Source organism: Amycolatopsis sp. 3B14 (assembly GCF_050958625.1).
GTDB classification, from domain to species: Bacteria; Actinomycetota; Actinomycetes; order Mycobacteriales; family Pseudonocardiaceae; genus Amycolatopsis_E; species Amycolatopsis_E thermoflava.
The window spans coordinates 53938-78337 of record NZ_JBHZEN010000096.1 but is presented as its reverse complement, the minus strand read 5'-3'; the positions used below and the strand labels follow the sequence as shown (position 1 = coordinate 78337).

The 24400-nt window shown below is 74.9% G+C and carries 24 protein-coding genes; 13 read left to right on the top strand and 11 right to left on the bottom strand.

What is annotated here, in order from left to right; translation table 11 throughout:
• Nucleotides 1-69 precede the first annotated feature (69 nt).
• Nucleotides 70-774: a type 1 glutamine amidotransferase domain-containing protein gene (locus tag ACCP09_RS37960; protein WP_431904395.1), complete on the bottom strand. Its 705-nt coding sequence runs from the start codon at nucleotides 772-774 to the stop codon at nucleotides 70-72.
• An 83-nt stretch (nucleotides 775-857) separates the two neighbouring features.
• Here ACCP09_RS37960 and ACCP09_RS37955 point away from each other — a divergent pair, with 83 nt between their 5' ends.
• Nucleotides 858-1736 carry a LysR family transcriptional regulator gene (locus ACCP09_RS37955; protein ID WP_123686651.1) on the top strand — a complete coding sequence of 293 codons (879 nt, stop codon included), beginning with the start codon at nucleotides 858-860 and terminating at the stop codon, nucleotides 1734-1736.
• Nucleotide 1737: 1 nt separating this feature from the next.
• Here ACCP09_RS37955 and ACCP09_RS37950 read toward each other — a convergent pair whose 3' ends face one another.
• Nucleotides 1738-2385: a ComEA family DNA-binding protein gene (locus ACCP09_RS37950; protein ID WP_433753804.1), complete on the bottom strand. Its 648-nt coding sequence runs from the start codon at nucleotides 2383-2385 to the stop codon at nucleotides 1738-1740.
• 101 nt (nucleotides 2386-2486) lie between these two features.
• Between ACCP09_RS37950 and ACCP09_RS37945 the strand changes: the two genes are divergently transcribed.
• Nucleotides 2487-3485, top strand: coding sequence for an SDR family oxidoreductase (locus tag ACCP09_RS37945; protein WP_433753802.1), 999 nt, complete (start codon nucleotides 2487-2489; stop codon nucleotides 3483-3485).
• 165 nt (nucleotides 3486-3650) lie between these two features.
• Here the strand turns inward: ACCP09_RS37945 and ACCP09_RS37940 are convergent, their stop codons facing one another.
• Nucleotides 3651-4145, bottom strand: a complete 495-nt coding sequence (locus ACCP09_RS37940; RefSeq protein ID WP_433753800.1) for a hypothetical protein — start codon at nucleotides 4143-4145, stop codon at nucleotides 3651-3653.
• Between the two features lie 255 nt (nucleotides 4146-4400).
• Here ACCP09_RS37940 and ACCP09_RS37935 point away from each other — a divergent pair, with 255 nt between their 5' ends.
• Entirely contained in the window at nucleotides 4401-5132 is a 732-nt protein-coding gene (locus ACCP09_RS37935) for a hypothetical protein (protein ID WP_433753798.1), read from the top strand.
• A 42-nt stretch (nucleotides 5133-5174) separates the two neighbouring features.
• On the opposite strand, the gene ACCP09_RS37930 is transcribed toward ACCP09_RS37935, so the two are convergent.
• Entirely contained in the window at nucleotides 5175-7841 is a 2667-nt protein-coding gene (locus ACCP09_RS37930) for an AAA family ATPase (protein ID WP_433753796.1), read from the bottom strand.
• Between the two features lie 131 nt (nucleotides 7842-7972).
• Here ACCP09_RS37930 and ACCP09_RS37925 point away from each other — a divergent pair, with 131 nt between their 5' ends.
• Genes ACCP09_RS37925 through ACCP09_RS37915 form a run of 3 tightly spaced genes read left to right on the top strand, consistent with a single transcriptional unit; the run spans nucleotide 7973 to nucleotide 9479 of the window.
• Nucleotides 7973-8518 (top strand): hypothetical protein, encoded by a 546-nt coding sequence (locus tag ACCP09_RS37925; RefSeq protein ID WP_433753794.1) that lies wholly within the window; start codon nucleotides 7973-7975, stop codon nucleotides 8516-8518.
• Complete coding sequence (locus ACCP09_RS37920) at nucleotides 8515-8988, top strand: YceI family protein (RefSeq protein ID WP_378363560.1); 474 nt, start codon at nucleotides 8515-8517, stop codon at nucleotides 8986-8988. The genes ACCP09_RS37925 and ACCP09_RS37920 overlap by 4 nt, the downstream gene beginning before the upstream one ends.
• Before the next feature lie 59 nt (nucleotides 8989-9047).
• On the top strand, nucleotides 9048-9479 hold the full coding sequence (locus ACCP09_RS37915; protein ID WP_228684598.1) for an archease: 432 nt from the start codon (nucleotides 9048-9050) through the stop codon (nucleotides 9477-9479).
• A 1-nt stretch (nucleotide 9480) separates the two neighbouring features.
• On the opposite strand, the gene ACCP09_RS37910 is transcribed toward ACCP09_RS37915, so the two are convergent.
• From ACCP09_RS37910 to ACCP09_RS37900, 3 genes are all read right to left on the bottom strand, one after another.
• The gene (locus ACCP09_RS37910; RefSeq protein WP_433753791.1) at nucleotides 9481-10182 is read right to left on the bottom strand and encodes a lysophospholipid acyltransferase family protein; all 702 of its coding nucleotides are present in this window, start codon (nucleotides 10180-10182) and stop codon (nucleotides 9481-9483) included.
• 349 nt (nucleotides 10183-10531) lie between these two features.
• Nucleotides 10532-11002 carry a DUF7144 family membrane protein gene (locus ACCP09_RS37905; protein ID WP_123686659.1) on the bottom strand — a complete coding sequence of 157 codons (471 nt, stop codon included), beginning with the start codon at nucleotides 11000-11002 and terminating at the stop codon, nucleotides 10532-10534.
• 22 nt (nucleotides 11003-11024) lie between these two features.
• Nucleotides 11025-11450 carry a DUF7144 family membrane protein gene (locus tag ACCP09_RS37900; RefSeq protein ID WP_123686660.1) on the bottom strand — a complete coding sequence of 142 codons (426 nt, stop codon included), beginning with the start codon at nucleotides 11448-11450 and terminating at the stop codon, nucleotides 11025-11027.
• A gap of 149 nt (nucleotides 11451-11599) precedes the next feature.
• Between ACCP09_RS37900 and ACCP09_RS37895 the strand changes: the two genes are divergently transcribed.
• Nucleotides 11600-12106, top strand: coding sequence for a DUF1269 domain-containing protein (locus ACCP09_RS37895; RefSeq protein ID WP_027929584.1), 507 nt, complete (start codon nucleotides 11600-11602; stop codon nucleotides 12104-12106).
• Nucleotides 12107-12109: 3 nt separating this feature from the next.
• On the opposite strand, the gene ACCP09_RS37890 is transcribed toward ACCP09_RS37895, so the two are convergent.
• A complete protein-coding gene (locus tag ACCP09_RS37890; RefSeq protein WP_378363562.1) occupies nucleotides 12110-13444 on the bottom strand; it encodes a diacylglycerol/lipid kinase family protein in 1335 nt (444 codons plus the stop codon).
• A 111-nt stretch (nucleotides 13445-13555) separates the two neighbouring features.
• On the opposite strand from ACCP09_RS37890, the gene ACCP09_RS37885 reads away from it, so the two are divergent.
• The 4 genes from ACCP09_RS37885 to ACCP09_RS37870 are packed head-to-tail and all read left to right on the top strand — an operon-like array spanning nucleotide 13556 to nucleotide 16549.
• A complete protein-coding gene (locus tag ACCP09_RS37885; protein ID WP_433753788.1) occupies nucleotides 13556-14989 on the top strand; it encodes a DUF2252 domain-containing protein in 1434 nt (477 codons plus the stop codon).
• A gap of 34 nt (nucleotides 14990-15023) precedes the next feature.
• Entirely contained in the window at nucleotides 15024-15509 is a 486-nt protein-coding gene (locus ACCP09_RS37880; RefSeq protein WP_431904426.1) for a hypothetical protein, read from the top strand.
• On the top strand, nucleotides 15493-16038 hold the full coding sequence (locus tag ACCP09_RS37875; protein WP_123686664.1) for an RDD family protein: 546 nt from the start codon (nucleotides 15493-15495) through the stop codon (nucleotides 16036-16038). The genes ACCP09_RS37880 and ACCP09_RS37875 overlap by 17 nt, the downstream gene beginning before the upstream one ends.
• A gap of 40 nt (nucleotides 16039-16078) precedes the next feature.
• Entirely contained in the window at nucleotides 16079-16549 is a 471-nt protein-coding gene (locus tag ACCP09_RS37870) for a hypothetical protein (RefSeq protein WP_433753785.1), read from the top strand.
• Here the strand turns inward: ACCP09_RS37870 and ACCP09_RS37865 are convergent, their stop codons facing one another.
• Both ACCP09_RS37865 and ACCP09_RS37860 read right to left on the bottom strand, forming a co-directional pair.
• On the bottom strand, nucleotides 16550-17896 hold the full coding sequence (locus tag ACCP09_RS37865) for a hypothetical protein (RefSeq protein ID WP_433753783.1): 1347 nt from the start codon (nucleotides 17894-17896) through the stop codon (nucleotides 16550-16552). It abuts the gene before it with no gap.
• The gene (locus ACCP09_RS37860; protein ID WP_037323454.1) at nucleotides 17889-18122 is read right to left on the bottom strand and encodes a hypothetical protein; all 234 of its coding nucleotides are present in this window, start codon (nucleotides 18120-18122) and stop codon (nucleotides 17889-17891) included. The genes ACCP09_RS37865 and ACCP09_RS37860 overlap by 8 nt, the downstream gene beginning before the upstream one ends.
• A 178-nt stretch (nucleotides 18123-18300) precedes the next feature.
• Between ACCP09_RS37860 and ACCP09_RS37855 the strand changes: the two genes are divergently transcribed.
• Nucleotides 18301-20967, top strand: a complete 2667-nt coding sequence (locus ACCP09_RS37855) for a LuxR C-terminal-related transcriptional regulator (protein ID WP_433753781.1) — start codon at nucleotides 18301-18303, stop codon at nucleotides 20965-20967.
• 50 nt (nucleotides 20968-21017) lie between these two features.
• Entirely contained in the window at nucleotides 21018-23621 is a 2604-nt protein-coding gene (locus ACCP09_RS37850) for a LuxR C-terminal-related transcriptional regulator (protein ID WP_433753779.1), read from the top strand.
• Here ACCP09_RS37850 and ACCP09_RS37845 read toward each other — a convergent pair.
• A complete protein-coding gene (locus tag ACCP09_RS37845) occupies nucleotides 23607-24218 on the bottom strand; it encodes an HdeD family acid-resistance protein (protein ID WP_433753777.1) in 612 nt (203 codons plus the stop codon). The two genes, ACCP09_RS37850 and ACCP09_RS37845, sit on opposite strands and share 15 nt — an antisense overlap.
• Nucleotides 24219-24400: the final 182 nt, after the last annotated feature.

The window sequence follows — 24400 nt, the reverse complement described above, 5'->3', positions numbered from 1 at the left end:
TGCCACGGTCCGCTGTGGACTCCGCGCGCACCAGCCGGTCCTGGTGGCTGGTGCGCATCGGCTCCTGCGTCAGGACGCGCGCCCGGCGGACAGCAGTTTCAGCAGTTCCGCGGCGAGCGGTGCGGACGAGGCGGGGTTCTGCCCGGTCACCACGGTGCGGTCGGTCACCACGTGCGGCGCGAACGGCTCACCCGTCTCCACCTTCAGGCCCGCCTCCGTGAGCCGGTCCTGCAGCAGCCAGCGCGCCTTGGCGGCGTTGCCGGCCAGCTCCTCCTCGGCGTTGCTGAACGCCGTGATCCGGTACCCGGCGAAGGCGTTGCCGCCCTCGTCGGTGGTGGCGGCCAGCAGTGCGGCCGGCCCGTGGCAGACCACGCCGAGCGGCTTGCCCTCCCGCAGGGCGCGGGCGAGGAGCCGACCGGAGTCGGCGTCGGCGGCGAGGTCCTCCATCGGGCCGTGCCCGCCGGGCACGTACACCGCGTCGAACCCGTCCAGATCGACGTCGGCCAGCGCGACCGGGTCGGCGAAGGCGGAGGCGGCCGCCTCGCGCAGGTGGGCGGCGGTCTCGGCGCCACCGGTGGCCTCCGGGCTCAGGCTGGCCTCGTCGACGGGCGGCACCACACCGCCGGGCGTGGCCACGGTGACCTGGTGCCCGGCCGCGGTGAAGGCCTCGAACGGGACCACGGCCTCCTCGGCCCAGAAGCCCGTCGGGTGCTGGGTGCCGTCCGCCAGTGTCCAGCGGTCGGCGCCGGTCATCACGAAAAGAATGTTCGCCATGCCTGCGACGGTAGGCGGGAAGCCATCGGAAATCGAATAGAAAGGGCAATTGGTGCGATCGGTTTTCCGATACCTTGGCCGGTGTGGACCTGAACCTGCTGCGCACCTTCCTCGCCGTCTACCGGTCGGGCTCGTTCACCGCGGCCGCGCCCCTGCTGGGCCTGTCCCAGCCGACGGTGACCGCGCAGGTGCGCACCCTCGAGCAGCAGCTGGGCCGCGCCTTGTTCACCCGCCTCCCGCGCGGCGCCGAACCCACCCATCTGGCGCACGAGCTGGCGGGCCGGGTCGCGGGGCCGGTCGACGCGCTGGCCGCCGTCGCCACGACGGCCGCCGTCCACTCCGGACCGCCGGAGCCGGTGTACCTGGCCGGCCCGGCCGAGCTGCTCTGCGTGCGTGTGATGCCCGCGCTCGCGCCGCTGGTCGCCGGGGGCGTGCGGCTGCGGGTGGCGACCGGGCTGACCGATCCGCTGCTGGAGCAGTTGCGCGCCGGGCACCACGACCTGGTGATCTCGACCCGACGTCCCCGCGGCCGTGCGCTGGTGGCGTACCCGCTGATGGACGAGGACTACGTGCTCGTCGCCGCGCCGTCGTGGGCCGCGCGGGCCGGTGACGACCCGTGCGGCGCGGTGGCGGGCCTGCCGCTGGTGACCTACGCCGAGGACCTGCCGATCGCGCGCCGGTACTGGCGGGACGTGTTCGGCAAGCGGCTGACCGCCGAGGCGGCGGTGACCATGCCCGACCTGCGCGGGGTGGTGGCCGCGGTGGCCGCCGGCGCCGGGTACAGCGTGTTGCCGCGGTACCTGTGTGCCGCCGAGCTCGCGGCCGGCGCCCTCGTCCAGCTGCACGAGCCGGAGGAGGCGCCGTTCAACACGGTGTTCCTGGCGCAGCGGCCCGGCGCCGAAGTGAATCCCGCGGTCGAGCGCGTGCGCGACCTCCTCCTTCGCGAGGCGCGCACCTGGTAGCTCAGATGACGATGCCCCGTTCCCGGATCGCGTCCCACGTGTCCAGCGGCAGCTCGGTGAGGGCGAAGACGTCGTCGACGGCCGAGAAGCGGGCGCCGGCGCGGGCGTCGACGATCTGCTGCGCGACCGCGGGGTCGAGGGCGCAGGTCTGGGCGATCGCCGAGGCCGGGGCGGCGTTGAGGTCGACCAGGCCGCCGTCGTCGTAGTCGCGGGGCAGGTCGGGCCGTCCGATGCGCAGCTCGCGCGCCATCGCCGGATCGTTCGCCGCGAGCTCGCGGGCCTGCCCGCGGCGTTCGCGGGCCGCCTTCACCCGGGCCACCGCCGGGTCCTCCGCGGGAGGCGGTGCCGTGCGGGTGCGCCGCAGGAAGAACTGCTGCACCGAAGCCACGCCGGCGACCGCCAGGATCACCGCGACACCGATGTTCGCGCGGGCGTCCTCGGCCGGGGTCGGTGTCTCGGTGTAGGGCGGCAGGACGACCAGCACGAACACCATCAGCGCGAAGTACAGGACCGCCCACAGGTGGATCCGCGGCCGGCGCAACCGCACGGCGGCGTGCACGAACGGCACCCACGCCAGGAGGCCGAGCGACAGGATCGTCACCGGCAGGTACCACCAGCCGGTCCAGCGGCTCCGCGTGCTCGTCGTCATGCCGGTCCTCCTCGTCGCCGTCACGGCTTCGACGCGCGCCGGTGGCGTTCGGTTGCCGCCCCGGCCGAGCGGGTACCGCCCCGGGGACGGAAGGAGAAGCCATGCCGAAACCGGTGTCCGAGCAGGTGGTCGTCATCGCGGGGGCCTCCAGCGGGATCGGGCGGGCGAGCGCGCTCGCCTTCGCGGCGCGGGGCGCGCGGGTGGTGTGCGCGGCGCGCGGTGCGGAGGCGCTGGAGTCGCTGGTGCGGGGGATCCGCGACGGCGGTGGCCAGGCCATGGCGGTGTCGGCCGACGTCGCCGACCCGGCCGCGGTCCGGCGGCTGGCCGACGAGGCCGAGCGCGAGTTCGGGCGGATCGAAACCTGGGTGAACGCCGCGGCGGTGGCCGTGTTCGGGTACGTCGAGGAGATCAGCGACGCGGAGTTCGAGCGCGTGATGCGGGTGAACTTCCTGGGCCACGTGCACGGCGCGAAAGCGGCGCTGCCCGCGTTGCGGCGGGCCGGTGGCGGGGTCGTCGTCGGGATCGCCTCGGTGGAGGGCGTCCGCGCGGTGCCGCTGCACGCGCCGTACACGGCGAGCAAGTTCGCGCTGCGCGGGTTCTACGACTGCCTGCGGATGGAACTGGCCCAGCGCGGCGACCTGATCGCGGTGTCCACGATCCTGCCCGCTGGGGTCGACACCCCGTTCTTCGAGCACTCGCGCAGCAAGATGGGCGCCCTGCCGAAGCCGCCGCCGCCGGTGTACGCGCCGGAAAGCGTGGCCGACAGTGTCGTGTTCGCCGCGGAGCACCCGCGGCGGGAGATCCCGGTCGGCGGGGCGGCGCTGGCGTTCTTCCTGGGCCAGCGGCTGTCACCCGCGTTCACCGACGCGGTCCTCTCGGTGCGGCGGCTGGGAGCCCGGGCGTTCCGCAACGAGCGACCGGACAACGGCGTGGACAATGTGGACAGTCCGGTGGCGGAGACCGGGAGCGTGCACGGCAGCGAGCCCGGACGGGTCTTCCGGGGCAGCGCGTTCAGCCGGGCGGTCGGGCGCCTGCCGCGACCGGGGGAGCTGCTGACGGCCGCGGTGTCGGCGCTGCACCGCCGGGAGGCGCCGCGCTGACCCGGCTCGCCGTGCCGGCCGGCAAGACGACGTTCTTGGTTCCCGCCGGACCGCGATCCTTCGGCGCAATGCTTTCCGCGCCCGTCGCGTGCCGGAGATGGGCCTGTTCGCGACACGAACTGTACGAAGTGGAGGTCGACGGATCGGGCGGGTTCGCCGTGCGTCCTAGCCCCGGGCGTCCCGCTGTGCCTGGCGGATGAGGTCGAGGACGTGCTCTGCGTCGGGCACCTTGTGCAGCACCAGCGGCGGGACGAGCAGGCCGCTGGCGCGGTGCCCGGGGTTCTCCTGCTCGCGCGGGTCGCCGAAGGCGATCGAGCCGTCCTCCAGGAGCTTGGGCGTGGTGAGGTCGGTGAGCAGTTCACTGCGCCGCACCCGGAAACCGTTGACCCGCCGCTCGACGATGATCCGCCGCGAGGTCACCGTGTAGTGGCCGAGGGTCAGCGACCACCGCGCCCACAGCGGCCGGGTGAGGACGCTCAGCAGCGCCAGTACCGCCGCGTTGAGCAGACCGTTCCAACCGGACACCAGGATCGACGGCCCGACGATCACGGCCGCCAGTGTCGCGTAGACGCAGACTGCGATGACGGCGTTCCGGCGGCGGTACCAGGGCGGCACCGGACCCGCCTCGCCGGTCCACAGCACGGTTTCCCCCGGATCCACGGTGGAGGAATCGCACCGCCGGTGGAAGTCGTTTCGCGGCGTTCAGTCAAAGAATCACCCACCACTGCTCTACACCGTGGTTGAAACACACTCGCGTTTACCGGTGTTCTACTTCGGAACGGGCACCGAACGGACTCGAAACGGTCACCGTGCGCATTCCGGCGTGATCAGGTTCCGCCATCCGGGGTAGCGTGCGCCTGCTCGTCGCGCCGGGCACCGGCGCGCGGAATCCCCGACCTCCCTGGAGTTCCCACGATGACGTTCATCGGACGCCGGTCGCTGCGTGCGGCCGTCGCCGGGGCCCTGCTGGCCACCGGTTTCGTTCTCGGCACCGTGACGGCCCACGCGGCCGCCGAAGACCCCCGCGCCACGCGGCACGAGGGCAATGCCAGCACCTGCGCCGATGCCAAGCTCGCCGGCTCGATCCTCACTTCGCCGGACGACTACACCTACACGCGCGGCAAGCTCGAGGACGACCAGTACCTCGACATCCTCACCGTCTCCCCGGACATCACGGTGACCGGCATCGTCGTCAAGGGCGGCAACGCCTACAACGTCTACGAGCCCGGCAAGCTCGGCCTGCCGGACAGTCCGCCGTGGACGGACCTGCGCGCCCCGGTGACCGGTCAGAACGACAACATCCCGCAGCTGAGCCACTGGTTCGTCTGCGGCACCGAGAAGACGACCACCACCACCACGACCGCGACCAGCACGACGGGGACGGAGACCACCACCACGACCGCGTCCTCGGCCACCTCCTCGACCGTGGTGAGCACGACGTCGCAGTCCAGCGTGGGCACCAGCAGCAGCTCCGCGGCCGGCGGCGCCGTCGCGACCACCAGCGGCGGCCCGAAGGCCACCACGCAGAACGCCGAGGACCTGGCCTACACCGGTTTCGACGGCGGCTGGCTGATCGCCCTCGGCGCGGCGCTGGTCCTCGGCGGCGCGGCGCTGGTGTTCGTGGTCCGCGCCCGCCGGAAGGCCTGACCACCCGCCTGGCGGACCGGACGTGACCGGTCCGCCGGGCAGTCAGCCGACGCCCGCCGTCCGCGCCCACTCCGCGATCTGCGTGCGGTTGGCCAGGTCCAGCTTGTTCAGGATGCTGCGCACGTGGCTCTCCACGGTCCGCTCCGAGAGCACCAGCCGCTCGGCGATGGCCCGGTTGGACAGCGCCGCGGCCAGCAGGCCGGCGATCTCCCGTTCTCGCGCGGTCAGCGGATCAGCCGCCCGCAGCCGGTCCAGCAGCTCCGACGCGCGCCGGACGGCGCCGGGCATCCGCAAGCGCCGTGCTTCCGCCAGCGCGTCCCGCGCGAGCGGTTCGTCGCCGGTCAGCTCGGCCAGCGCGAGCCGGTTCAGCACGACGTACGGGCGCGCGCCGGTGCGGGTGTCGATCGTGATGGCCTCGGCGAACCAGCGCCGCGCGTCGTCGTCCCGCCCCAGCAGCGCCGCGGCACGCGCCCGCCACGCCACGAACGTGTCCGAGCAGAACACCCCGGCGCCGCCGGAGACCATCGGCGGCAGTGTGGCGAGGTGATCGGCCACCAGCGCGGCGACCTCGCGGTCGCCGAACTCGTCCGCGAGCAACAGCAGCTGGAACGCGGTCGCGGGGTTCTGGGCGAGGAACGCGGTGTCCACTTTCGGCCGGACCGACTCGTACCGGGCGGCCGCTTCCGCCCGCTGCCCGCGTGCGAGCGCGACGACCGGGCCCGAGACCACGGCGATCGCGAGCGCCGGGGTCTGCTCCAGCACCGCGTCGGCGGCGTCGGGGACCTCACCCGGGTCGCCGGTGACGATGGCCAGCTGCTGGCGGAACGCGAACGACAGCCCGGCCGTGGTTCCGTCCTCGGCGAGGTCGGCGGTGGCGACTTCGGTGGCCAGCTCGTCCAGCTGCCGCGCCTCGGCGAACGATCCGCGGTAGGCCAGCACCGACGCGCGCAGCCGCAGCTCGTGCCAGCGCACCAGGGGGAGCCGGGTGGCGCGCGCCAGCTCGGAGATCGCGGCCAGTTCGACGTCGACGGCGGTCATCGTGCCGACCTCGAAGGCCGCGTCCAGCCGCCACTTGTGCCCCCACAACGCCAGCAGCGGCTGGCCGGTGCGGGCGGCGAGGTCGATCGCCAGTGTGGCGAGCCGGAGCCGTTCCGGCAGCGGCAGCTCGATCGGCCACACCTTGAACCGCGCCCGCACCGCGTCCACGAGCGCTTCCGGGTCACCACTGGACTCGGCGAGCGCGAGCGCGTCGGCGGCGAGCCGGGTGGCCTCCGCGGTGCTCCCGGCCTCGGCCGCCAGTGACGCGGACTGCGCCAGCAGCCGGGATCGCAGCGCGGGTTCGTGCACCACCCCGAGCGCGGCCGTGGCCAACTCGGCGAGGCCGGGCACCAGATCCGGGGCGGCGATGTCCCGCACCACCAGTGCCGCCGCGGCCGCGAGGTCGGGGCGGCCCCGCGCGGCCTCCCTGGCGTGCTCGTAGGCCTGCCGGAAGCGGCCCGCGCGGTACTCGGCGGTGGCGAGCTCGATCAGCAGCCCGGGCAGGCGGGACACCTCGCCCGCCCGGCGCAGCGCGTCGTGCGCGAATCCCAGGAACCGGGCCGCTTCGGCGAAGGCGAGCGACCGCGTCGCCTCCGCGGCCGCTCGCCGGGCCCAGTCCGCCGCGCGCGACAGGGCGGATGCGTCGGCGGCGGACCGCAGCCAGTGCCCGGCGACCAACCCGGCCAGCGCCGGATCCCGCCGCGCCCGGTCTTCCAGCGCCCGCGCGGCGCGGCCGTGCAGGGACTCGCGGACGCTGGGTTCGAGGCCGGCGTAGATCGCGTCCCGCACGACGGCGTGCGCGAAACGGCGCAGCCCGGGGCCGACCGGCACCAGCACCGCCGCCCGCACCGCGGGATCGAGCACGCGAGCCACATCGTCCACTCCGGACACTTCGGCGAGGACGGCGCTGTCGACCTCCTCGCCGAGCACGGCGGCGATCTCCAGCAGTTCCCGCGCCTGCGCCGGCAGCGCCGCGACCGTCGTGCGCACCAGGTGCCCGAGCGGCACGCCGTCGCCGGACCGCGCGATCGCCCGCAGGTACAGCGGGTTGCCGCCGGAGCGCCGCAACGCGTGCCGGGCGTCGAGGCCGGAACCGTGGTGCGCCAGGAACTCCCGCACCTCCGCTTCGGACAGCGGCGGCAGGGTGACGCCGTGCGCTCCCGGACGGGAGAGGAGATCCGGCAGCGCCGCGTCGAGACGCCCCGGCTCGGTGTCCCGGTAGGTCGCGAGGACGGCGAGCCGGGACCGGTGCAGCTCGCCGGCCAGGTGCCGCAGCAGCCGCAGCGACGTTTCGTCCGCCCAGTGCAGGTCTTCCAGGACGAGCACCAGGCCGTCCGGCTCGGCGGCGGCCACCAGCGCGTCGGTGGCGGCCGCGGCGAAGCGGAACCGTGCGGCGGCGAGGTCGCCCGCGTGGTCCGGTTCCGGCACGTCCAGTCCCGCCAGGACGCGGCGCCACGGCCACAGCGGCGGCGCACCCGGATCGTCGACGCACCTGCCCCACCGCACCGGCGCCGGGCCGCCCCCGGTGGCTTCCTCGCAGAGCCGGGTCTTGCCGATCCCGGCCGGGCCCGCGACGAGCAGCAGGCCGCCGGCGCCCGCGGCGGCGTCGCCGAGCAGGCGTGCGACCTCGCCCCGCGCTGCGGCGCGCCCCACGAACGGCTCGGTGCCCACGCCAGGAGTATCGCCCGCGCGGCCGTCTCCGTGACGCGATTCAGTGCCGCGCATCCGTGCCGGCACTGATGTGGCGGCCCCGCCGGCGGGCGGACAGTCGTGCGGTCACCACAACGGGGAAGGAGAACCCGATGTACGCCACCGTTCACCAGTTCCGGCGCTCGTTCCGCGACGGAGGCGAGGACTGGGGCACGTCCCGGCCCGGCTCTCTTGGCGGGTGCGTGCTCGCCGAGATCGCAGGCGCGGCCGGCGCCGAGATCACTTTCTGGCCGGACCGCGACAGCGCCGCGGCCTGCGGCGGTTCGGCCGTCTACCAGGTCGCGTTCACCGGCGCCGCGCCGGGAGAGCCGCGGTTCGCGCAGGCCACCTGGTTCGCCGGGCCGCGCAGGCAGGAGGTCGCCGACGCCGGGGCGCGCGCGGGGCGCGACCGGATCTGGCCCGCCGTCCGCGAGCTGCGCGGGGCCGGCAACTGCTACGCGCTGGTGGGGGAGGACAACGCGTGCCTGGTGCTGGGCTTCGCGGACAGCGTCGAGACGATCGAGGCGGTGCAGCGAGCCGTGATGACGAGCGAGCTGTTGCCGGGGGAGGACGAGGCCCTGCTCCCCGGCCCGGACCGCGTCGACCTGCACCGTGTGCTCCAGGCGAACCTGCCCACGCCGGTGGGTGATCCCCGATGACCGCCGTGCGCAGCGGGAACTGGACCGTCGTCGCCGCGGCCACTTCCGCGCGGTTCACCGTCCGGGACCTCGGGTTCAAGCGGGTCACCGGCACCATCCCGGTGCGGGGCGGCTCGGTGCAGGGCACGGACGTGCGGGCCGAGCTCGACCTCGCGGGCCTGGACACCGGCCACCCGAAACGGGACGCCGACCTGCGCAAACCGGGCCTGCTCGACAGCGCGGCCCGGCCGGTGCTGCGGTTCCGCGGCACCGCCGCCGACGCCGGGCGCGTCGACGGCGCGCTCGAGCTCCGGGGCACCACCTGCCCGGTCACGCTGGCAGTCCAGCCCGCCCCGGACGACCGCCCGGAGGCTCCGCATCTGATCGCGACCGGCGTCCTCGACCGGGCCCCGCTGCGGATGCGCGTCCCGCGGTTCGTGATCGGCCGTCACGTCGAGATCACCGTGGACGTCCGCCTCGTGCCCGGTTGACCACGGTTCATCCCCGGCGGGTGGTGCGCCGGCCCGGGGGCGGGTGCAGCGTGGACCGGGTGGGCTCGCGGGCACTGGCCGACCGGGACGGTCGCCGTCCGGTCCACGCCGCGGATCTGCGGATCCGGGCGTGGGCCGCCTGCCGCGAGGCCTGCCTGGCCGAGGCCGTGGAGGCGATGGTCCGCAGCTTCCTGGGCCGGGTGCCGCGGCCGTCCTCCGACGTGCGGTTCAGCGTGTCCGGCGGCAGCGACACCGACCTGCTCCGCGCCCTGCTCACCAGGGCGATCGACTGCATCCGCGTGCTGAACCGCATCCCGGTGTCCGTCACGGTCGTCCCCACGGCCACCGGGCTGTCGGTGGAGTGCGCGACGGTCGACGCGGGCGCGGTCCTGCCGCGCGGCGCGCTCCCCAAACGCGTCTCCGCGACGGGGCTGCGCTGCGAGCCGGCCAGTGACGGCCGGTGGCTGGCCACCGCGCTGATCGACGTCTGACTCAGGGCGCGGGCGCGGTGCCGCCGAGGTGGGCGGGCAGCCACCACAGGTCCCCGGGGCCCGCGGGCTTGTCCGGGTACTCCGCCTGCGCCTTGTCGAGCAGCAGGCTCATCCGCTCGCGCAGCTCGCCGGTGACCGCGTCGGCGTCCTCGTCCGGGCCAGGGCGCAGCGGCTCGCCCAGGAGGATCGAGACGGGCACATGCCGCTGCGTCAGGTTCCGCGGCCTGCCCTTCGTCCACAGGCGCTGCGAGCCCCACACCGCCATCGGAATCAGCGGCACCCCGGCCTGCGCCGCCATCCGCGCCGCGCCCGACTTGACGTCCTCGACGGTGAACGACGGGCTGATCGTGGCCTCCGGGAAGACGCCGACGACCTCGCCGGCGCGCAGCCGGGCGACCGCCTCGTCGTAGGCGCCGCGGCCGGCCTTGCGGTCGACCGGGATGTGGCCCATCCCGCGCATCAGCGGGCCGGAGATCCGGTGGTCGAAGACCTCCTTCTTGGCCATGAACCGCACCAGCCGCTTGGCCGGCTGCGCGCCCAGCCCGCAGAAGACGAAGTCCAGGTAGGAGACGTGGTTGCAGGCGATGACCGCGCCACCGCGCCCGGGCACGTGCTCGCTGCCCTCGACCCGCAGCTTCAGGTCCAGGACCCGGAACATGGTCTTGGCGAACAGGACGACGGGCGGGTACACGAGCTCTGCCATCCCGTCAGGTTACGGGAGCGTAGGTTACCTTCGCGTAGGGTGCGGATGTGACGTTCGTCCGGGTCTCCGGGGCGCGCTCCTGGTCGTCGTGATCGCGGCGTCGGCTTCCCCCGCGGCGGTGATCGACTCCGCCTGCACGAGGACGCCGTTGCGGCCATGCACAGCGCACCGCGGCAGAGCGGCGCCGAACAGGCCGTGCTTGGCGACGAGTTACCCCTGCCGCCACAGGCTGGGGTTCGCGGCGGTCCGGGAGGCGTGGCGGACGGTCACGGCTCCTCCAGAACTGTCGCCGGGCAGGCAGCCGCACGGCGGCGGGCGCGGATCCCCGCCACCGCACTGGCCGCGGACGTCACCGCTGGGACCGTCGCGCCTCGCTGCCGTGGACGACCACCGCCCAGATGACCACCACGTCGAGCGCGATCACGAGCGTGGCCCACACCGGGTAGGCCGACAGGAACGTCAGCTGGGCGACCGCGTTCACCGTGGCCAGGACGACCGCCGTGACGCGGGCCCACGCGGCGCCGGTGAACAGCCCGATGCCCGCGGCGACGGCGAGCACCCCGATGATCAGGTGTACCCAGCCCCAGCCGGTCAGGTCGAACACCAGCGTGCCCGCGGCCCCGACGAGGTAGTACTCGTCGTTGAACAGCGCGACCAGTCCCTCGATGACGTTGAAGATCCCGAGCAGCACCATCATCGCGCCGCCGAACCACACCCAGCCCAGCCAGGCCGAGCGTGACTCGTACGGCGCCGGCGCCTGCTCCGGGGGACGGGTGCCGCCCAGGGGCTCGACGTGGGGCTGCGCATGCTGCTGTGTCATTTGTTCCTCCTGCTTGAGCGGATCAGTCGGTGAGCCGCATCTCCCGCCCATGCGCGACGAGCGCGTAGATCACGAAGACGTCGAGCGTGATGACGATGAGCGACCACACCGGGTACGCGGGCACGAAGGCGAGGTGGATGATCGCGCTCGCGCCGGCCAGTATCGCGCCGAGGTACTGGGCGACCCGGTTGCCGGCGAGGACGCCGCAGCCGATGACGACGGCGGTGACCCCGAGCCCGAAGTGCACCCAGCCCCACACGTCGTAGGAGACCTCGACGACGAGGCCCGACGAGGGCACCGCGAAGTAGTCCTCGTCGAAGACGGCGACCAGGCCCTCCACCGCGTGGAACAGGCCGAGCAGGACCAGCATGATCCCGCCGAAGGAGACCCATCCGGTCCAGCCGGTCGCCGTCCGGGGTGGGGTGGATGAGGTGTAGCTGTCGGTCATGTCGCCTCCCGCGGAAGCCGGGGTCCGGACGTTCCACGGTGCACCGCCGCCCGCGCGGACGCCTCATTCCCCGCGGGTGATGGCACCGGGCCGCGTGCCGCGCACAGTCCCCGGCGTCGAAACCCGAACCGGGTGAACAGGAGGACGGAATGGGCACGTTGAGCGTGTGGAAGTTCGAGTCGCCGCAGGGGGCCGAGAACGCACTCGGCCTGCTGACCAGGCTGCAGAAGGAACAGCTGATCAGGATCCAGGACGCGGCGTACGTCAGCTGGCCCGAGGGGCGGAAGAGGCCGAAGACCAAGGAACTGGGCAAGCTGACCGGTGCGGGCGCGCTCGGCGGCAGTTTCTGGGGCTTCCTGTTCGGGCTGATCTTCTTCATCCCGTTGCTGGGCATGGCGGTGGGCGCCGCGATGGGCGCGCTGGCCGGGTCGATGCGGCACGGCGGCATCGACGAGGACTTCATCCGCGAGGTGCAGCGCCAGGTGACGCCGGGGACGTCGGCGCTGTTCGTCGTCACCAGCGAGGTGGTGGCCGACCGGGTGCTCGAGCCGTTCAAGGAGACCGGCGCGACCCTGATCACCACCAACCTCTCCGCCGAGCAGGAGACCCGGCTGCGTGAGGCCTTCGCCGAGTCGGAGGAGACGCAGCGGGTGTGACCGTCAGGTGGTCCGGCCGGCCAGCACCCGGACCAGGGCCACGACCACGGCCCGCGTCCCCGGTGGCAGCATCGCCGCCGGGGACGCTCCGGGCGCGTCGCGCGGCACCCGCACCCGGAGCGCGCCCGGCAGGATCCGGAACCGCAGCGGCGGCGCCAGCCGCACCGCCTCACCGTCGACGCCCGCCTCGACCGCGGGCAGCCCCGACTCGACCACGAACTCCGGCGCCGACCACGACCGGTACCCGGGGAACCGGGAGATCCGGCCCGCCATCTCGGCCGAGACCAGCCGCGGGACCTCGGCGGCCCGGTCGACCGTCACGGTGACGACGCCGAGCGATCCGCGGTCCAGGCGTTCCCGCGTGCCGAACCCGCTCAGGTGCTCCAGCCGGTAGGGGCCGTTGGACACCAGCACGACGTCGGCCGACTCGCTGCGGGTCCCGTCCGGCAGGCCGAACCTGAGGTCGGGCCGCGGCGCGTCCGGGCCGAGCAGGCCGGGTAGCTGCCGGGCGACCGTCGCCGCCTTCGCGTCGCGGTAGTCGGGCGACTGGACGACCGAGGCGTAGACGCCGAGCGAGACGTTGTTGACGAACACCCGTCCGTTGAGCTCGGCGAGGTCGATGCGGCGTTCCAGCGCGTCGCCGAACGCGGCCAGCGCCGCGGGCACGTCCTCCCGGTCCAGCCCCAGGTCGAGCGCGAGGTGGTTGCGGGTGCCCGCCGGGACGCAGACGAACGCCAGGCCGTGCTGCCTGGCCACGTCGGCGACCAGCGCCTGCGACCCGTCGCCGCCCGCCATGCCGAGCACGTCCGCGCCGCCGGCGGCCGCCTGTTCGGCCAGTGACCGCAGGTCGTCGCCGGGGCGCAGCTCGATCGGCTCCACGCCGAGCGCGCGGGCCCGCTCCGCCAGCCCGAACCGGGCCGCCTTCCCGCCGCCCGACCGGGGGTTCAGGATCAGCACCCCGTGCCGGGCGGGGCCGACGGGCGTGCCGTCGGTGGACGGGGGGTGCCCGAGTGCGGCCCGTGTCGCGGCCCCGGACAGTGCGACCAGCACGACCACCACCAGGAACCACAGGTAGGCGCGCAGGTCCGGGAGCGCCACCGTCGCGGCCAGCGCGAGCAGCGCGACCGCGGTGGCCAGGACGCGCCGCGGTCCCCGCCGCACCAGCGCCGCCCAGGCGGCCGCCACGGCGATCCCCACGAGCACCGCCGCGAGCACGAGTTCGAGCGGGTCCCGCAGCAGCACCAGGACCGTGACGGCGAGCGCCGCGGCGCCCGCGAGCAGAGCGGCGAGCGCGAACCAGCGCCGCGCCGCGGGGGAGCGAACCGCATGCCCGGTCATCGCCACACACCGCCTCCCGTAGCAGGGCCACCACTGTCCCCGTGGGGCCGGGGACCGGCCTCACCCGGCCCGGAGGAGGCGTCCGGCGGCGGCGGCGCGGACCGTGCCCGGATGACACGCACGACGACACGCACGACGACGCCACTGGCCGCCGTGGACGGCGCCGGCCTGACCCGCGCCGAGCGGGCCGAACGGGGAAAGGCCGCGCGGACCCGGGTTCCGCGGTCCGGTCACGCCGCCTGGACCCGCGACGGGCCCGGGCCGCTGGAACTGCTCGCCGGCCAGGACGCCTCCCGCGTGCCCGAGCTGGTGCCCATCCGCTACGGGCGGATGGCGGTCACGCCGTTCACCTACTTCCGCGGCGCCGCGCTGCCGATGGCCGCCGACCTGGCAGGCACCCCGGTCACCGGGTTCACCGTCCAGGCCTGCGGCGACGCCCACCTGATGAACTTCGGTCTCTACGCCTCGCCGGAACGGCGCCTGGTCTTCGACATCAACGACTTCGACGAAACGCTGCCCGGGCCGTGGGAGTGGGACGTCAAGCGGCTGGCGGCGAGCGTCGAGGTCGCCGGGCGGGACAACGGCCACACCGGCAGGCAGCGGACGACCGCCGTGCTCGCGGCGGTCGGCGAGTACCGGCGCGCGCTGCGCGAGTTCGCCGCGAGCACCGCGCTGGAGGTCTGGTACGCCCACGCCGACGTCGAGACCGTGCGCGAGGTGTACGCCGGCGAACTGACGGCCGGGCGGCGCCGCCGCCTGGACCGGACCGTCGCCAAGGCCCGCAGCGCCGACCACACCGGCTCGTTGCGGCGCTTCGCCGCGGCCGACGGCGGGCGGATGCGGATCGTCCCGGACGAGCCGCGGATCATCCCGCTGGACCGCGTCACGGGCGGCGGGGTGGATCCGGCCGAGACGGCGGAACGGCTGGACGAGATCGTGCAGGCGTACCGGCGCTCGCTGGAGCCGGAACGGCGCGCGCTGCTGGACCGGTACTCGGTCGCGGACATGGCGCTCAAGGTCGTGGGCGTCGGCAGCGTCGGCACCCGCTGCTGGATGATCCTGCTGCTCGGCAACGACGAACACGACCCGCTGTTCCTGCAGGCCAAGGAGGCGGGCGAATCGGTGCTGGAACGGTTCGCCGGGCCGAGCCGGTTCGGCAACGCCGGGCAGCGCGTCGTCGTCGGCCAGCGCCTGATGCAGACCGTGAGCAACATCTTCCTCGGCTGGGTGCGGGTGCGCGGGTTCGACGACCGCACCCGGGACTTCTACCTGCGCCAGCTGCGGGACTGGAAGGGCTCGGCGGACGTGTCGGTCATGCGGCCGGAGGGGCTCGCCGCCTACGCGCGGTTGTGCGGCTGGACGCTGGCCAGGGCGCACGCGCGGTCCGGCGACTGCGTGGCGATCGCCGCCTACCTGGGGTCCTCGCCCGTCTTCGACCACGCGGTGCGCGACTTCGCCGTCGCGGCCGCCGACCAGAACGAGCGGGACCACGGCGCGCTGCGCGCGGCGATCGACGAGGGGCGCATCACCACCCGGGACGGGTGAGGTCGGCGCGCGCGGGCCGCGGCATGATCCCCGCATGGTGGCAGCGGAGGGCCCACGGCCTGGTCCGGCCGCCGCGGATCTGGTGCTCGGCGGCGGCGCACTGGCCGTCACCGCGCTGCGGCGGCTGGCGCGCACGGCCCTCGCGCCCGTGCGGCCCGTGCTCGCGCCGGTCGTGCGGACGGAGAACTGGCCGCCCCCGCTGCGCGAGCTGGCCGAGGACGGGCAGCGGCGGCGGCAGGAGGCCGTCGCGCACGGCGTGCGCCTGTTCCGCCGGGTCGCACCCGCCGTGGTGGTGACCGTGCTCGACGAACTGGATCTGGCCGGGATCGTGCGCGGCGTGATCGAGGAGATCGACCTGCCGGAGATCATCCGCACCTCGACCGGGTCGGTCGCGAACGAGTCGGTGCGCGACGCGCGGATCCAGGCGATGGCCGCGGACGACGCGGTGGCCCGATGGGCGGGGCGGATCTTCGCCGCACGGCGGCGGCCGCTGCCGGCCGGGCATGACGCCGCCACCTGACGGCGGGCCCGGCGCGGCCTGGTTCGCCGCGCTGCCCGCACCCGCGCGTGCCCACCAGGGCAGGCCGGCCGGACTGGTCAGCCGCACCCTCGCCGCGGTCCTGGACTGCGTGGTGCTGGCACTGGTGCTCGCCGGCCTCTACCTCGGGTGGGCGGCGCTGGACTACTCGCTCGACCCGGTGCGGTTCACCTTCCCCGCGCCGACCCGGCTCGTGACGGTCGCCGTGGCCACCGGGGCCGCGGTGCTCTACCTCGCCGTGTGCTGGAGCGCGACCGGCCGCAGCTTCGGCGACCAGCTGCTCGCGTTGCGCGTGGTGGACCGCCGCGGCCGCCCGCCCCGCCCCGTGCGGGCGCTGGCGCGGGCGGTCGCGTGCGTGTTCGTCCCGGTCGGCCTGCTGTGGGTGGTGGCAGGCGGCCGCCGCCGGTCGCTGCAGGACCTCCTGCTGGGCACGTCGGTCGTCTACGACTGGAACCCGCGGCTCCGGCCGGTCTCACCCGGAACGAGTGACGCCGGGGACAGCCCGGCGTAGTCATCGTGGCGGGGTTTCCGGACGAGGGGAGGCGATCGCGGTGGATGCTCGCGTGCGGTCCGCGGGGCTGGCACTGGGCGCCGCGGCCCTCCTGTTCGCCTCGGCCTGCGGTGGGGACAGCGGCTCGTCCGGCTCGCAACCGGCCACGACCACCGCTGCCGGCACGACCGCCTCGGCGACCCCCACGAGCCGTCCCGAATGCGCCGCTCTCGTGTCCACCGGGCAGGCGCTCGTCGACACGGTCACGCAGTTCGCCAACGGACAGGCGACCGGCGAACAGGTGCACGTGGCTGCCCAGGAGCTGGTGGCCTCGGTCGAGGTCGTGCGCACGGTGGTCGGGGCGGACACCGCCGCCCGCCTGGACGAGGCGAAGGCCGCGCTGGGGCGCCTGCAGTCCGCGCTGACGGCGCAGCCGCCGGACCTGCCGCAGGTGCGGGCCGCGGCGAACGACGCGCTCGCGGCCCTGCGCGAGGCCGTCACCCTGTGCCAGGCGAGCACGCCGAGCCGCTGATCACACCGTCGCGGCGGGCCGCTGCCCGCCGTCTGCCGACGGTGGCCCGTCGTCGGCGGGCCGGGGCTGGTCCAGGAACTGCAGCACGCCGAGGGCGAACACCAGCACCAGCGCGATCACCAGCACGGTGAGCCCGCTGGGGCTGCTCAGCGACACGAAGACCAGCACGGCGACGCCGAGCAGGCCGAACCGGAGCGCGGTGAGGTGCGCGTGCACCCACGGGCCGACCGGGCCGGTGCGCAACCCGGCCTTGGCCCCGCCGCGGCGCAGCCAGCCGATCGCCTTCACCGCGCCCCGGCGGACGCCCACGGCCGTGGCCGACGGTCCGGCCAGGAACGCGCCCAGCGCGACCACCAGGCCGATGGCGAACACCAGCCGCAGGCCGTCGCGCAGGAACCGGACGATCAGGTCGTAGGAGACCCCGGCGGCCACGGTCGCGCGCGGCGGCACGGCGCCGACCAGCACACCGCGGGTGATCAGCAGCGCCGCGGCGATCACCAGCATCCCCAGCGACACGCCCAGGCCCGCGCCGATCAGGGCGCGCCGGTGGTGCCGGGCGACGTAGACGCCCAGGGCGATCAGCGCGAGCGCGACCCACGGCAGCCAGGTGGCCGCCTTGTCCAGCAGCGAGTAGCCGTTCTTCGCCCGTTCCAGGGTGGTGGCGTCGGTGATCGCGATCGTCGGGTGGACGTCGGGAATCCGGCTCGCCACGCCGAACCCGGACTGCACCAGCTGGTTCTTGGCCTCGGTGATGAACGGCGCGAGGTCCAGCCGCACCTGGCCGTCGGACACCACCACCGCCTCGCTCTGGCCGGACAGCACCGCGTTCATCTGCTCGCTGGCCGTGCGCAGCGAGCGGTCCCACAGTTCGGCGACCCGGGGGCCGGACACGATGCCCGCGACCCGGTCGTGCACGAACCCGCGCAGGCTCGACTCCAGCGGCCCGGCGAGCCCCTGCAACCGGTCGGTGACCGCGGGCGGGACGCCCTGGGCGCTGAGCACACCGAGCGCGTCGGAGGTCAGCTCGGGCACGTTGACGTACTCGAACACGGTCGCGGTGACCCGGTCGGTGATCGCGGTCTGCACCGACGGTTCCCGGATGATGGGGCTGGTCGTTTCGACGAAGCGGTCGGTGTTGGCCACCTGGTTGTGCACCCAGACGGTCAGCAGGGCGACCGGCATCAGCAGGCACCCCAGCGTCAGGATCACGCCCGCGCCCAGCGAACGCCAGCGGATCCGCCGTCGCGGCGGGCGCTCCCGCAGCGCGGCGACTTCCGCCCGCAACCGGTCCAGTTCCGCGCGCTCGCCGTCGGTCAGCGGCGTGGCGCGGCTCGAGGTGTCAGTCATCACCGGCCTCCGTTCTGGGCAGCTCGGGGATCCGGTGCACCGACACGATCTGCAGGCCGAAGTCCTCCAGCAGCAACAGCAACCCGTGCAGGTGCGCCTGGTCGGAGACCGCGCCGTAGATGATGGTCTCCGGCGGAGCGGGGACGACGCGCACCTCGCTGAACTCGCCCACCGCCTGCCGCAGCTGCGGTGAGCACCGCCCGTGGACACGGAACTCGTAGTTCATCTCCGGCACGACTCCGCCTCCTCGAGCAGGTGGGGCGACGGCATCCGGCCGCGGCCCGGCAGCGCCACACTCCGTGCCGGGCGGGCCGCTTTCCTCGCCTGCCCTGGGTGAGATGCGACTGGCCGCTGGAAAGGGCCGCGCTGGATGCCCACACTGGGAACCGGCGAGAGGGAGTGTGATGCAGGACCCGGGGAGCGGGGAGGAACGCGGGCGCGTGCCGAGGAGCAAGATCACCGCGCCCGATCTTCCCGCGCACTTCGTATCCCGTCCCCGGTTGCTGGCCCTGCTCGACCGCGCCACCGCTCCGGTCACCGTCGTCCGCGCGCCGGCGGGCGCGGGCAAGACCCTGCTGCTCGCCGAATGGGCGCGCGGCTACGGGGCCGGCCCGGCGGCGATGGTGTCGCTCGATCCGGACGACCGCGACGACCACCGGTTCTGGTCGGCGGTCCTCGACGCCTTCGCCGCCGGACCGGGAGTCCCGCCCGGCAGCCCGTTGCGCACGTTGAGCGTGCCCCGGGACCCCGGCGCCGACCCGGGTTTCCTCGCCGAGGTCCTCGACGCGCTGGACGACCTGCCCCGGCAGGCGCTGCTGATCCTGGACGACGTGGAGGCGCTCGTCGGCGCGGGGCAGCGGACCGCGCTGGACGCACTGGTGCGGCACCAGCCGGCCGGCCTGCGGCTGGTGCTGTCCGGGCGTCGCGAACCCCCGCTGCCGCTGGCCCGCCTGCGGCTGTCGGACCAGCTCTTCGAGATCGGCCCCGACGACCTGCGGTTCACGTCGGCCGAGATGCGGTCGTTGTTCGCCGTCAGCGGCGGTGACGTGCCTGCGGCGGTTCTCGGCAGGCTGGACGAGGAGGCCGAGGGCTGGGCGGTCGCGCTGCGGCTGGCCGCCGCCGCGGCCGTGCGCGAGGGCGGTCTCGACGAGTTCTTCGCCGGGCACGACCGGGCGCTGGAGGAGTACCTGGACCAGGAGGTGCTGGCCGGGTTCGACGAGGGCGTGCGGGAGTTCCTGCGGCTGATCAGCGTGTGCGCGGACACCTCACCCGCGCTGGCCGCCGCGCTGGCCGGCCGGTCCGACGCCGCGGCCGTGCTGCACGACCTCGCCGGGGCCGGTGTCGTCGTGCGGGAAACGGGCGCGGAGGACGGTTACCGGATCCTGCCGCTGCTGCGCACCTACCTGCTCGCCGATCTCGCGCGGCGCGACCCGGACCGGCTGGCGGGCCAGCACCGGCTCGCGGCGGCGTGGTTCGAGGGCCGGGGCGACGCCGCGCAGGCGCTGCTGCACTCCGCCCGCGCCCCCGACCCCGCCCGCACGGCCGCCCTGCTGCGGACCGACGCGGTGCCGCTGTTCCTCGCCGGTGAGCACACCGTGCTGCGGGAGGCGCTCGGGGTCCTCGGCGAAACGCCGGTGGCGCGGGAGCCGAGGCTGGCGCTGCTCGCGGCGGCGCTCAGCCTCGAGGCCGGTGAGACCGGCACGGCGGAGCTGCACCTGCGCCACGCCGAGGACGCGTGGCCCGCGGAGCCGCAGCCGGAACTCGTGGTGCTCCGGCAGCTCGCCCGGTCCCGCCGGGCCCAGCTGGACGGCGACCTGGCCGAAATGGCGAGCGCCGCGCGCGAGGTGGACCCGGAACTCGCCCGCGGCACGGATCTGGAGACCCTGGCCGGGCTGCAGCGCGAAACGGAGGTGCTGCTGACCGGCGAGCGCCGCGGCGCGCGCGACCACGTCGGCGCGGTCGCGAGCCGGGCCGGGGCGACCGGCCAGCGCCACGTCGAGGTCCGCGCGCTGACGATGCTCGGCGAACTCGCCGTCCTGGACGGGGATTTCCCGGCCGTGGACCGGATCGGCGAACGTCTCGACTCCGTGGGGGCGAGCGCCCGGGGCACGATCGAAAGCGCGACCACCGGTGTGGTCCGCGCTTACCGCGCCCTGCTGCGGGCGGAACCCGAGGAGTGCGTGCGGCTCGTCATGCAGACCACCCGCGCGGTCGACGGCGTGGCCGCGCGGATCGGGGGGAACCTGCTGGTGGCCGCGGAGATGCTCGGCGGCGCCGCGCAGTTCGACACCGGCGACTGGCAGGGCGGCCTGCGGCGGATGCGCCGGGTGCGGCTCGGGCTCGGCGGCCGCACGCTGCAGCCGGAGTACGCCGCGGTCTCGGCTGTGCTCGAGCACCGGGCGGCCCTGCTGGCCGGCGCGGCCGACCACGCCAGGGAAGTGGTGGGCTGGTGCCTGAACGAGATCGGGCGGACCGCCGAGCTCCTGCTGATGCGGGCGCGCGCGCAGATCGCGCTGGGCAGGCACGGGCCCGCGGCCAAGGCCCTGCAGCCCGTCGTCGACGGCAGCGTCACGGCCGTGCTGCCGTGGTCGGGCATCGAGGCGCGCCTGCTCCGCACCCGGATCGTGCTGCACCACGGCGACCTCGACGCCGCACGGCGGCTGGTGGCCGAGGCGCTGGCCGATGCGGAACGCCTCGACGTCTGGCGGCCCTTCGTGTTCGCGCCGGAGGAGGTGATCTCCGTGCTGATCGGACTGCTCGGCAGGCTCGGCGGGCGGGAGGCCTTCGCCGCGAAACTCCTGGAACGCAGGCGGAGCCTGGGCGGCAGCGCGATGCCCGAGCCGCTCACCGAACGGGAGCGCAGCGTGCTGCGGCTGCTGCCCACGTTGCGGTCCGTCGAGGAGATCGCCCAGGACCTGACCGTGTCGCCCAACACGGTGAAGACGCACGTGCGCGGGATCTACGCGAAACTGGGCGTGCACCGGCGGCGGGACGCCGTCGCGGTGGCGATCGCGCGCGGGCTGCTCGACGTGCACGGCGCGGAACCAGGGGAACGAGGACCCGTCCTGTGAGGACCCTTGGCCCTACCCGGCCTCGCGGTCCGCCCATAGTTTCCTTAGTCATGGAGGAGAAGGCGGCGAATCCCGCCGGCGGGCGGCGGTGGGGTGTCCCGCACACGAAGGTCGTGCCACCGCGGTTGCCGGGAAATTTCGTGCATCGCCCGGGGTTGTGCGAAAAACTCGCCCACGCGGTGGCCACCAGCCCGGTCACGCTCGTCTGCGCGCCCGCGGGGTGCGGGAAGACGTTGCTGCTGGCCGAATGGATGTCCACACTGGCACGGGAGGCGGTGTGGGTTTCGCTCGACCACGACGACGACACCGCGCAGCACTTCCTGACGTCGCTGCGGTTCGCGATCGCCGAGCACGCGCCCGCGACGGCGGAACCCGCGCTGCGCCACCGGTCCGCGCCGCCCGGCGACGCCGCGGTGACGGTCGCCGAACTGCTCCAGGCGATCGAGGCGCTGCCCGGCAGGCTCGTCGTGGTGCTGGACAACGTCCAGGAGATCCCCGGCCGGGACGTCCTGCGGGTGCTGGCCGCGGTGATCCGGCACCAGCCCCGCAACCTCCGCCTGGTGCTGGCCGCGCGGTCGGATCCGCTGCTGCCGCTGGCGAAGCTGCGCGTGCAGGGCCGCCTGACGGAGTTCCGCGCGGACGCGTTGCGGTTCGGGCCGGCCGAGGCGCGTGCGCTGCTCGACGGTTGCGGTGTCCGGCTCCCCGAAGACCAGTTGCTGCGCCTGGTGAGCCAGACCGACGGCTGGGCCGCCGGGCTGCGCCTGGCCGCGCGTTCGCTGCGCACCACCCAGGACCCGGACCGGTTCGTGCCGTACTTCGCCGGCCACGACCACGCCATGGCCGACTTCCTCACCGGCGAGGTGCTCGCGCACCTGCCCGGAGACGCGCGGGAGATCCTGGCCATGCTGAGCGTGAGCGACCGGGTGACGCCGCGACTGGCCGCGGCGCTGACCGGGCGCGACGACGTCGGCGGTCTGCTGGCCGGGCTCGAACGGGAGGGCGTGCTGGTCACCGCGGTCGAGGGCGAGCCGCCGTGGTACCAGCTGCACCCCCTGCTGCGGGCCTATCTGCGGACCGAGCTCGCGCGGCACCAGCCGGACCTGGTCACCATGCTGCACCAGCGGGCCGCGCGGTGGTTCGCCGGCCAGGACCGGCCCCGGGAGGCGCTGTTGCACGCCGAGCAGACCGGCGACGAGGGCGCTGCCGCCGAACTGTTGCACGCGAAGGGGATGGACGTGCTGCTCGACGGCGGGCCCGGGCTCGTGCTGCGCGCGCTGGACGCCGCGGGGAGCATCGTCGCGCGGGACGCCCGGCTCCTGCTTTTCGCCGCGCTGGCCCACCTCGAGCTCGGCGAGCTGTCCGCGGCCGAGTCGGACATCGCGCGCAGCTGCCGGGTGTGGCCCGAGCGGCCGGACGACCGGCTCGTCGCGTTCCGGCGGCTCGTGGTGTCCGCGCACGGGCTGGCCTGCGGCCGGGTCCCGGCGCCCGGCGGCGCCGGGGTGTGCCGGTCGGCCGCGGCGGAGGCGTGGGCACGGCTGGACCACGGTGTCGCACTCCTCGCGGCGGGCGACCACGGCGGCGCGGCCGGCGAGCTCGCGGCCGCCGACCGGCTCAGCGACGAGCAGGACCTGCACTACCTGGAAGTGCACACGAAGGCGGCGCACGCCCTGCTGGCGGTGGCCGCGGGCGACGACGTCGCGGCCGCGGAGGCGAGCGAGCTCGCCCTCACCCTCGCCGGGCAGGGCACCTGGAAGCGCTCTCCGTGGCTCGCGGTGTGCCGCGCGATCCTCGGCTTCGCCCGGTTGCTGCGGACCGATCTGCGTGGCGCCCTGGATCTCGCGGCCGGCCTGGACGGTGCCGAGCCGAGCGCGCTGCGCTTCGCGGGCGGGGTCATCGAAGGCGCCGCCCGGTTCGACGGCGGCGACCGCACGGCCGGCCTGAAACTGCTGCAGGACAGCCGGAGCGCCCTCGCCGACGCGCCGGTGCCGCGACCGCTGGCCGCGATGGCGATGGCCCTGGAGCACCAGTGCGCGCTCGTCCTGGCGCAGGCCCCGCACGCCCGCGACGCCGCCGAGTGGGGCGCGCGGCGGCTCGGCCACGCGGCCGAGGTGCACCTCACCGTGGCGCGAGCCCGGTTCGCGCGCGGCGACGTGGACGGATCCGTCCGCGCCCTGCGGGCTTCGCGGGAGCCGGGCATGCCCCGGCTGGCCGCAGGCACGGACACCGAACTGGCGCTGCTCGACGCCGCGACGGCTCTGCGGCTCGGCTGCCGCACCAAGGCCAGGGGAGCTCTCGAGGAGGCGCTCGTCTCCGCCGTGCCGGCCGGGATCGTCCGCCCGTTCGCCTACGCCGACCCGGACGTGAAAGTGCTGCTGCTGGACCAGATGGGCGGGTTCGGCGCGGCCGAGACCTTCGCCGCGCGGCTCCGGCGGGTCCTGACCGAGGACGGCGCGGCGACCGCGGCGGTGCTGACGAACCGGGAACTGGTCGTGCTGACCCGCCTGACCTCACCGCAGCCCCTCGACGAGGTGGCCTCGGAACTGCGGGTGTCGGTGAACACGGTGAAGACCCACGTGCGGGCCATCTACGCCAAGCTGGGCGTGAACAACCGGCGGGCGGCCGTGGTCGCGGCGCGGGAGCTAGGCCTCGGCTGAGCGGTGACCGTGGCGCGGCATCGTGCCGTGCTCCTCGCGGCGCACCTCCAAGCCCCAGCCGAAGAGCAGCGCGCCGCCCAGCACCAGTTGCAGCCCGAGGATCCAGACCAGCACGACCAGGCTCGCCGAGGTGTAGGCGAGCACGAGGATGCCGGTGACCAGCGCGAGCGCTCCGCTGGCGACCCGCCAGGCGCTGCCGGTCTCCCGTTCCGCCAGCCCGTGCACGATCTGGACCAGGCCCGCGACCACCCAGAACATCCCGAGCAGCAGCGTCAGCGCCGCCAGCGTCGGGAACGGGTACCGCACGAAGACGATGCCCACCAGGATCGACAGCACGCCGGCCAGCACGGGCAGCGTGCGCTGCGCCGCGGACCGGTCCCCGGCGGACACCGCCGAGACGAGCCGGACGACGCCGTCGACGATCGCGGAGATCCCGAAGACCACGGCGATGACCTTCAGCGTGGCTTCCGGCCAGGCGAGGACCACCGCGCCGGCGGCGATGGTCCCGACGCCGATCGCCATGACGGCCCCGGACGAGCCTGCCGCGCTGGCGAGTGAGTGGACGGTCCCGCGTCGCGGGCTGGTGTTCGCGGTCATCGCGCCTCCTCGGTCGTGTCCTGGCGGCAGCGTCCTCCCGCGCGGGAGCGGGGAACTCACCCCGGCCGGGTGATGCCGCACCGGTCACCCGGAGTGACGCTGCCGGGGTGACCACGCGCGGGACGTGCGCATCGAGGCGCGGGCACCACGTGCGGGCGGCGCGCCCGGGGAAGCCGACGGGA

Coding starts and splice junctions, on each gene's coding strand:
- ACCP09_RS37960 (WP_431904395.1), bottom strand. CDS start 774: ATGGCGAACATTCTTTTCGTGATGACCGGCGCCGACCGCTGGACACTG.
- ACCP09_RS37950 (WP_433753804.1), bottom strand. CDS start 2,385: ATGACGACGAGCACGCGGAGCCGCTGGACCGGCTGGTGGTACCTGCCG.
- ACCP09_RS37945 (WP_433753802.1), top strand. CDS start 2,487: ATGCCGAAACCGGTGTCCGAGCAGGTGGTCGTCATCGCGGGGGCCTCC.
- ACCP09_RS37935 (WP_433753798.1), top strand. CDS start 4,401: ATGACGTTCATCGGACGCCGGTCGCTGCGTGCGGCCGTCGCCGGGGCC.
- ACCP09_RS37925 (WP_433753794.1), top strand. CDS start 7,973: ATGTACGCCACCGTTCACCAGTTCCGGCGCTCGTTCCGCGACGGAGGC.
- ACCP09_RS37920 (WP_378363560.1), top strand. CDS start 8,515: ATGACCGCCGTGCGCAGCGGGAACTGGACCGTCGTCGCCGCGGCCACT.
- ACCP09_RS37910 (WP_433753791.1), bottom strand. CDS start 10,182: ATGGCAGAGCTCGTGTACCCGCCCGTCGTCCTGTTCGCCAAGACCATG.
- ACCP09_RS37905 (WP_123686659.1), bottom strand. CDS start 11,002: ATGACACAGCAGCATGCGCAGCCCCACGTCGAGCCCCTGGGCGGCACC.
- ACCP09_RS37900 (WP_123686660.1), bottom strand. CDS start 11,450: ATGACCGACAGCTACACCTCATCCACCCCACCCCGGACGGCGACCGGC.
- ACCP09_RS37895 (WP_027929584.1), top strand. CDS start 11,600: ATGGGCACGTTGAGCGTGTGGAAGTTCGAGTCGCCGCAGGGGGCCGAG.
- ACCP09_RS37890 (WP_378363562.1), bottom strand. CDS start 13,444: ATGACCGGGCATGCGGTTCGCTCCCCCGCGGCGCGGCGCTGGTTCGCG.
- ACCP09_RS37885 (WP_433753788.1), top strand. CDS start 13,556: ATGACACGCACGACGACACGCACGACGACGCCACTGGCCGCCGTGGAC.
- ACCP09_RS37880 (WP_431904426.1), top strand. CDS start 15,024: ATGGTGGCAGCGGAGGGCCCACGGCCTGGTCCGGCCGCCGCGGATCTG.
- ACCP09_RS37875 (WP_123686664.1), top strand. CDS start 15,493: ATGACGCCGCCACCTGACGGCGGGCCCGGCGCGGCCTGGTTCGCCGCG.
- ACCP09_RS37865 (WP_433753783.1), bottom strand. CDS start 17,896: ATGACTGACACCTCGAGCCGCGCCACGCCGCTGACCGACGGCGAGCGC.
- ACCP09_RS37860 (WP_037323454.1), bottom strand. CDS start 18,122: ATGAACTACGAGTTCCGTGTCCACGGGCGGTGCTCACCGCAGCTGCGG.
- ACCP09_RS37855 (WP_433753781.1), top strand. CDS start 18,301: ATGCAGGACCCGGGGAGCGGGGAGGAACGCGGGCGCGTGCCGAGGAGC.
- ACCP09_RS37850 (WP_433753779.1), top strand. CDS start 21,018: ATGGAGGAGAAGGCGGCGAATCCCGCCGGCGGGCGGCGGTGGGGTGTC.
- ACCP09_RS37845 (WP_433753777.1), bottom strand. CDS start 24,218: ATGACCGCGAACACCAGCCCGCGACGCGGGACCGTCCACTCACTCGCC.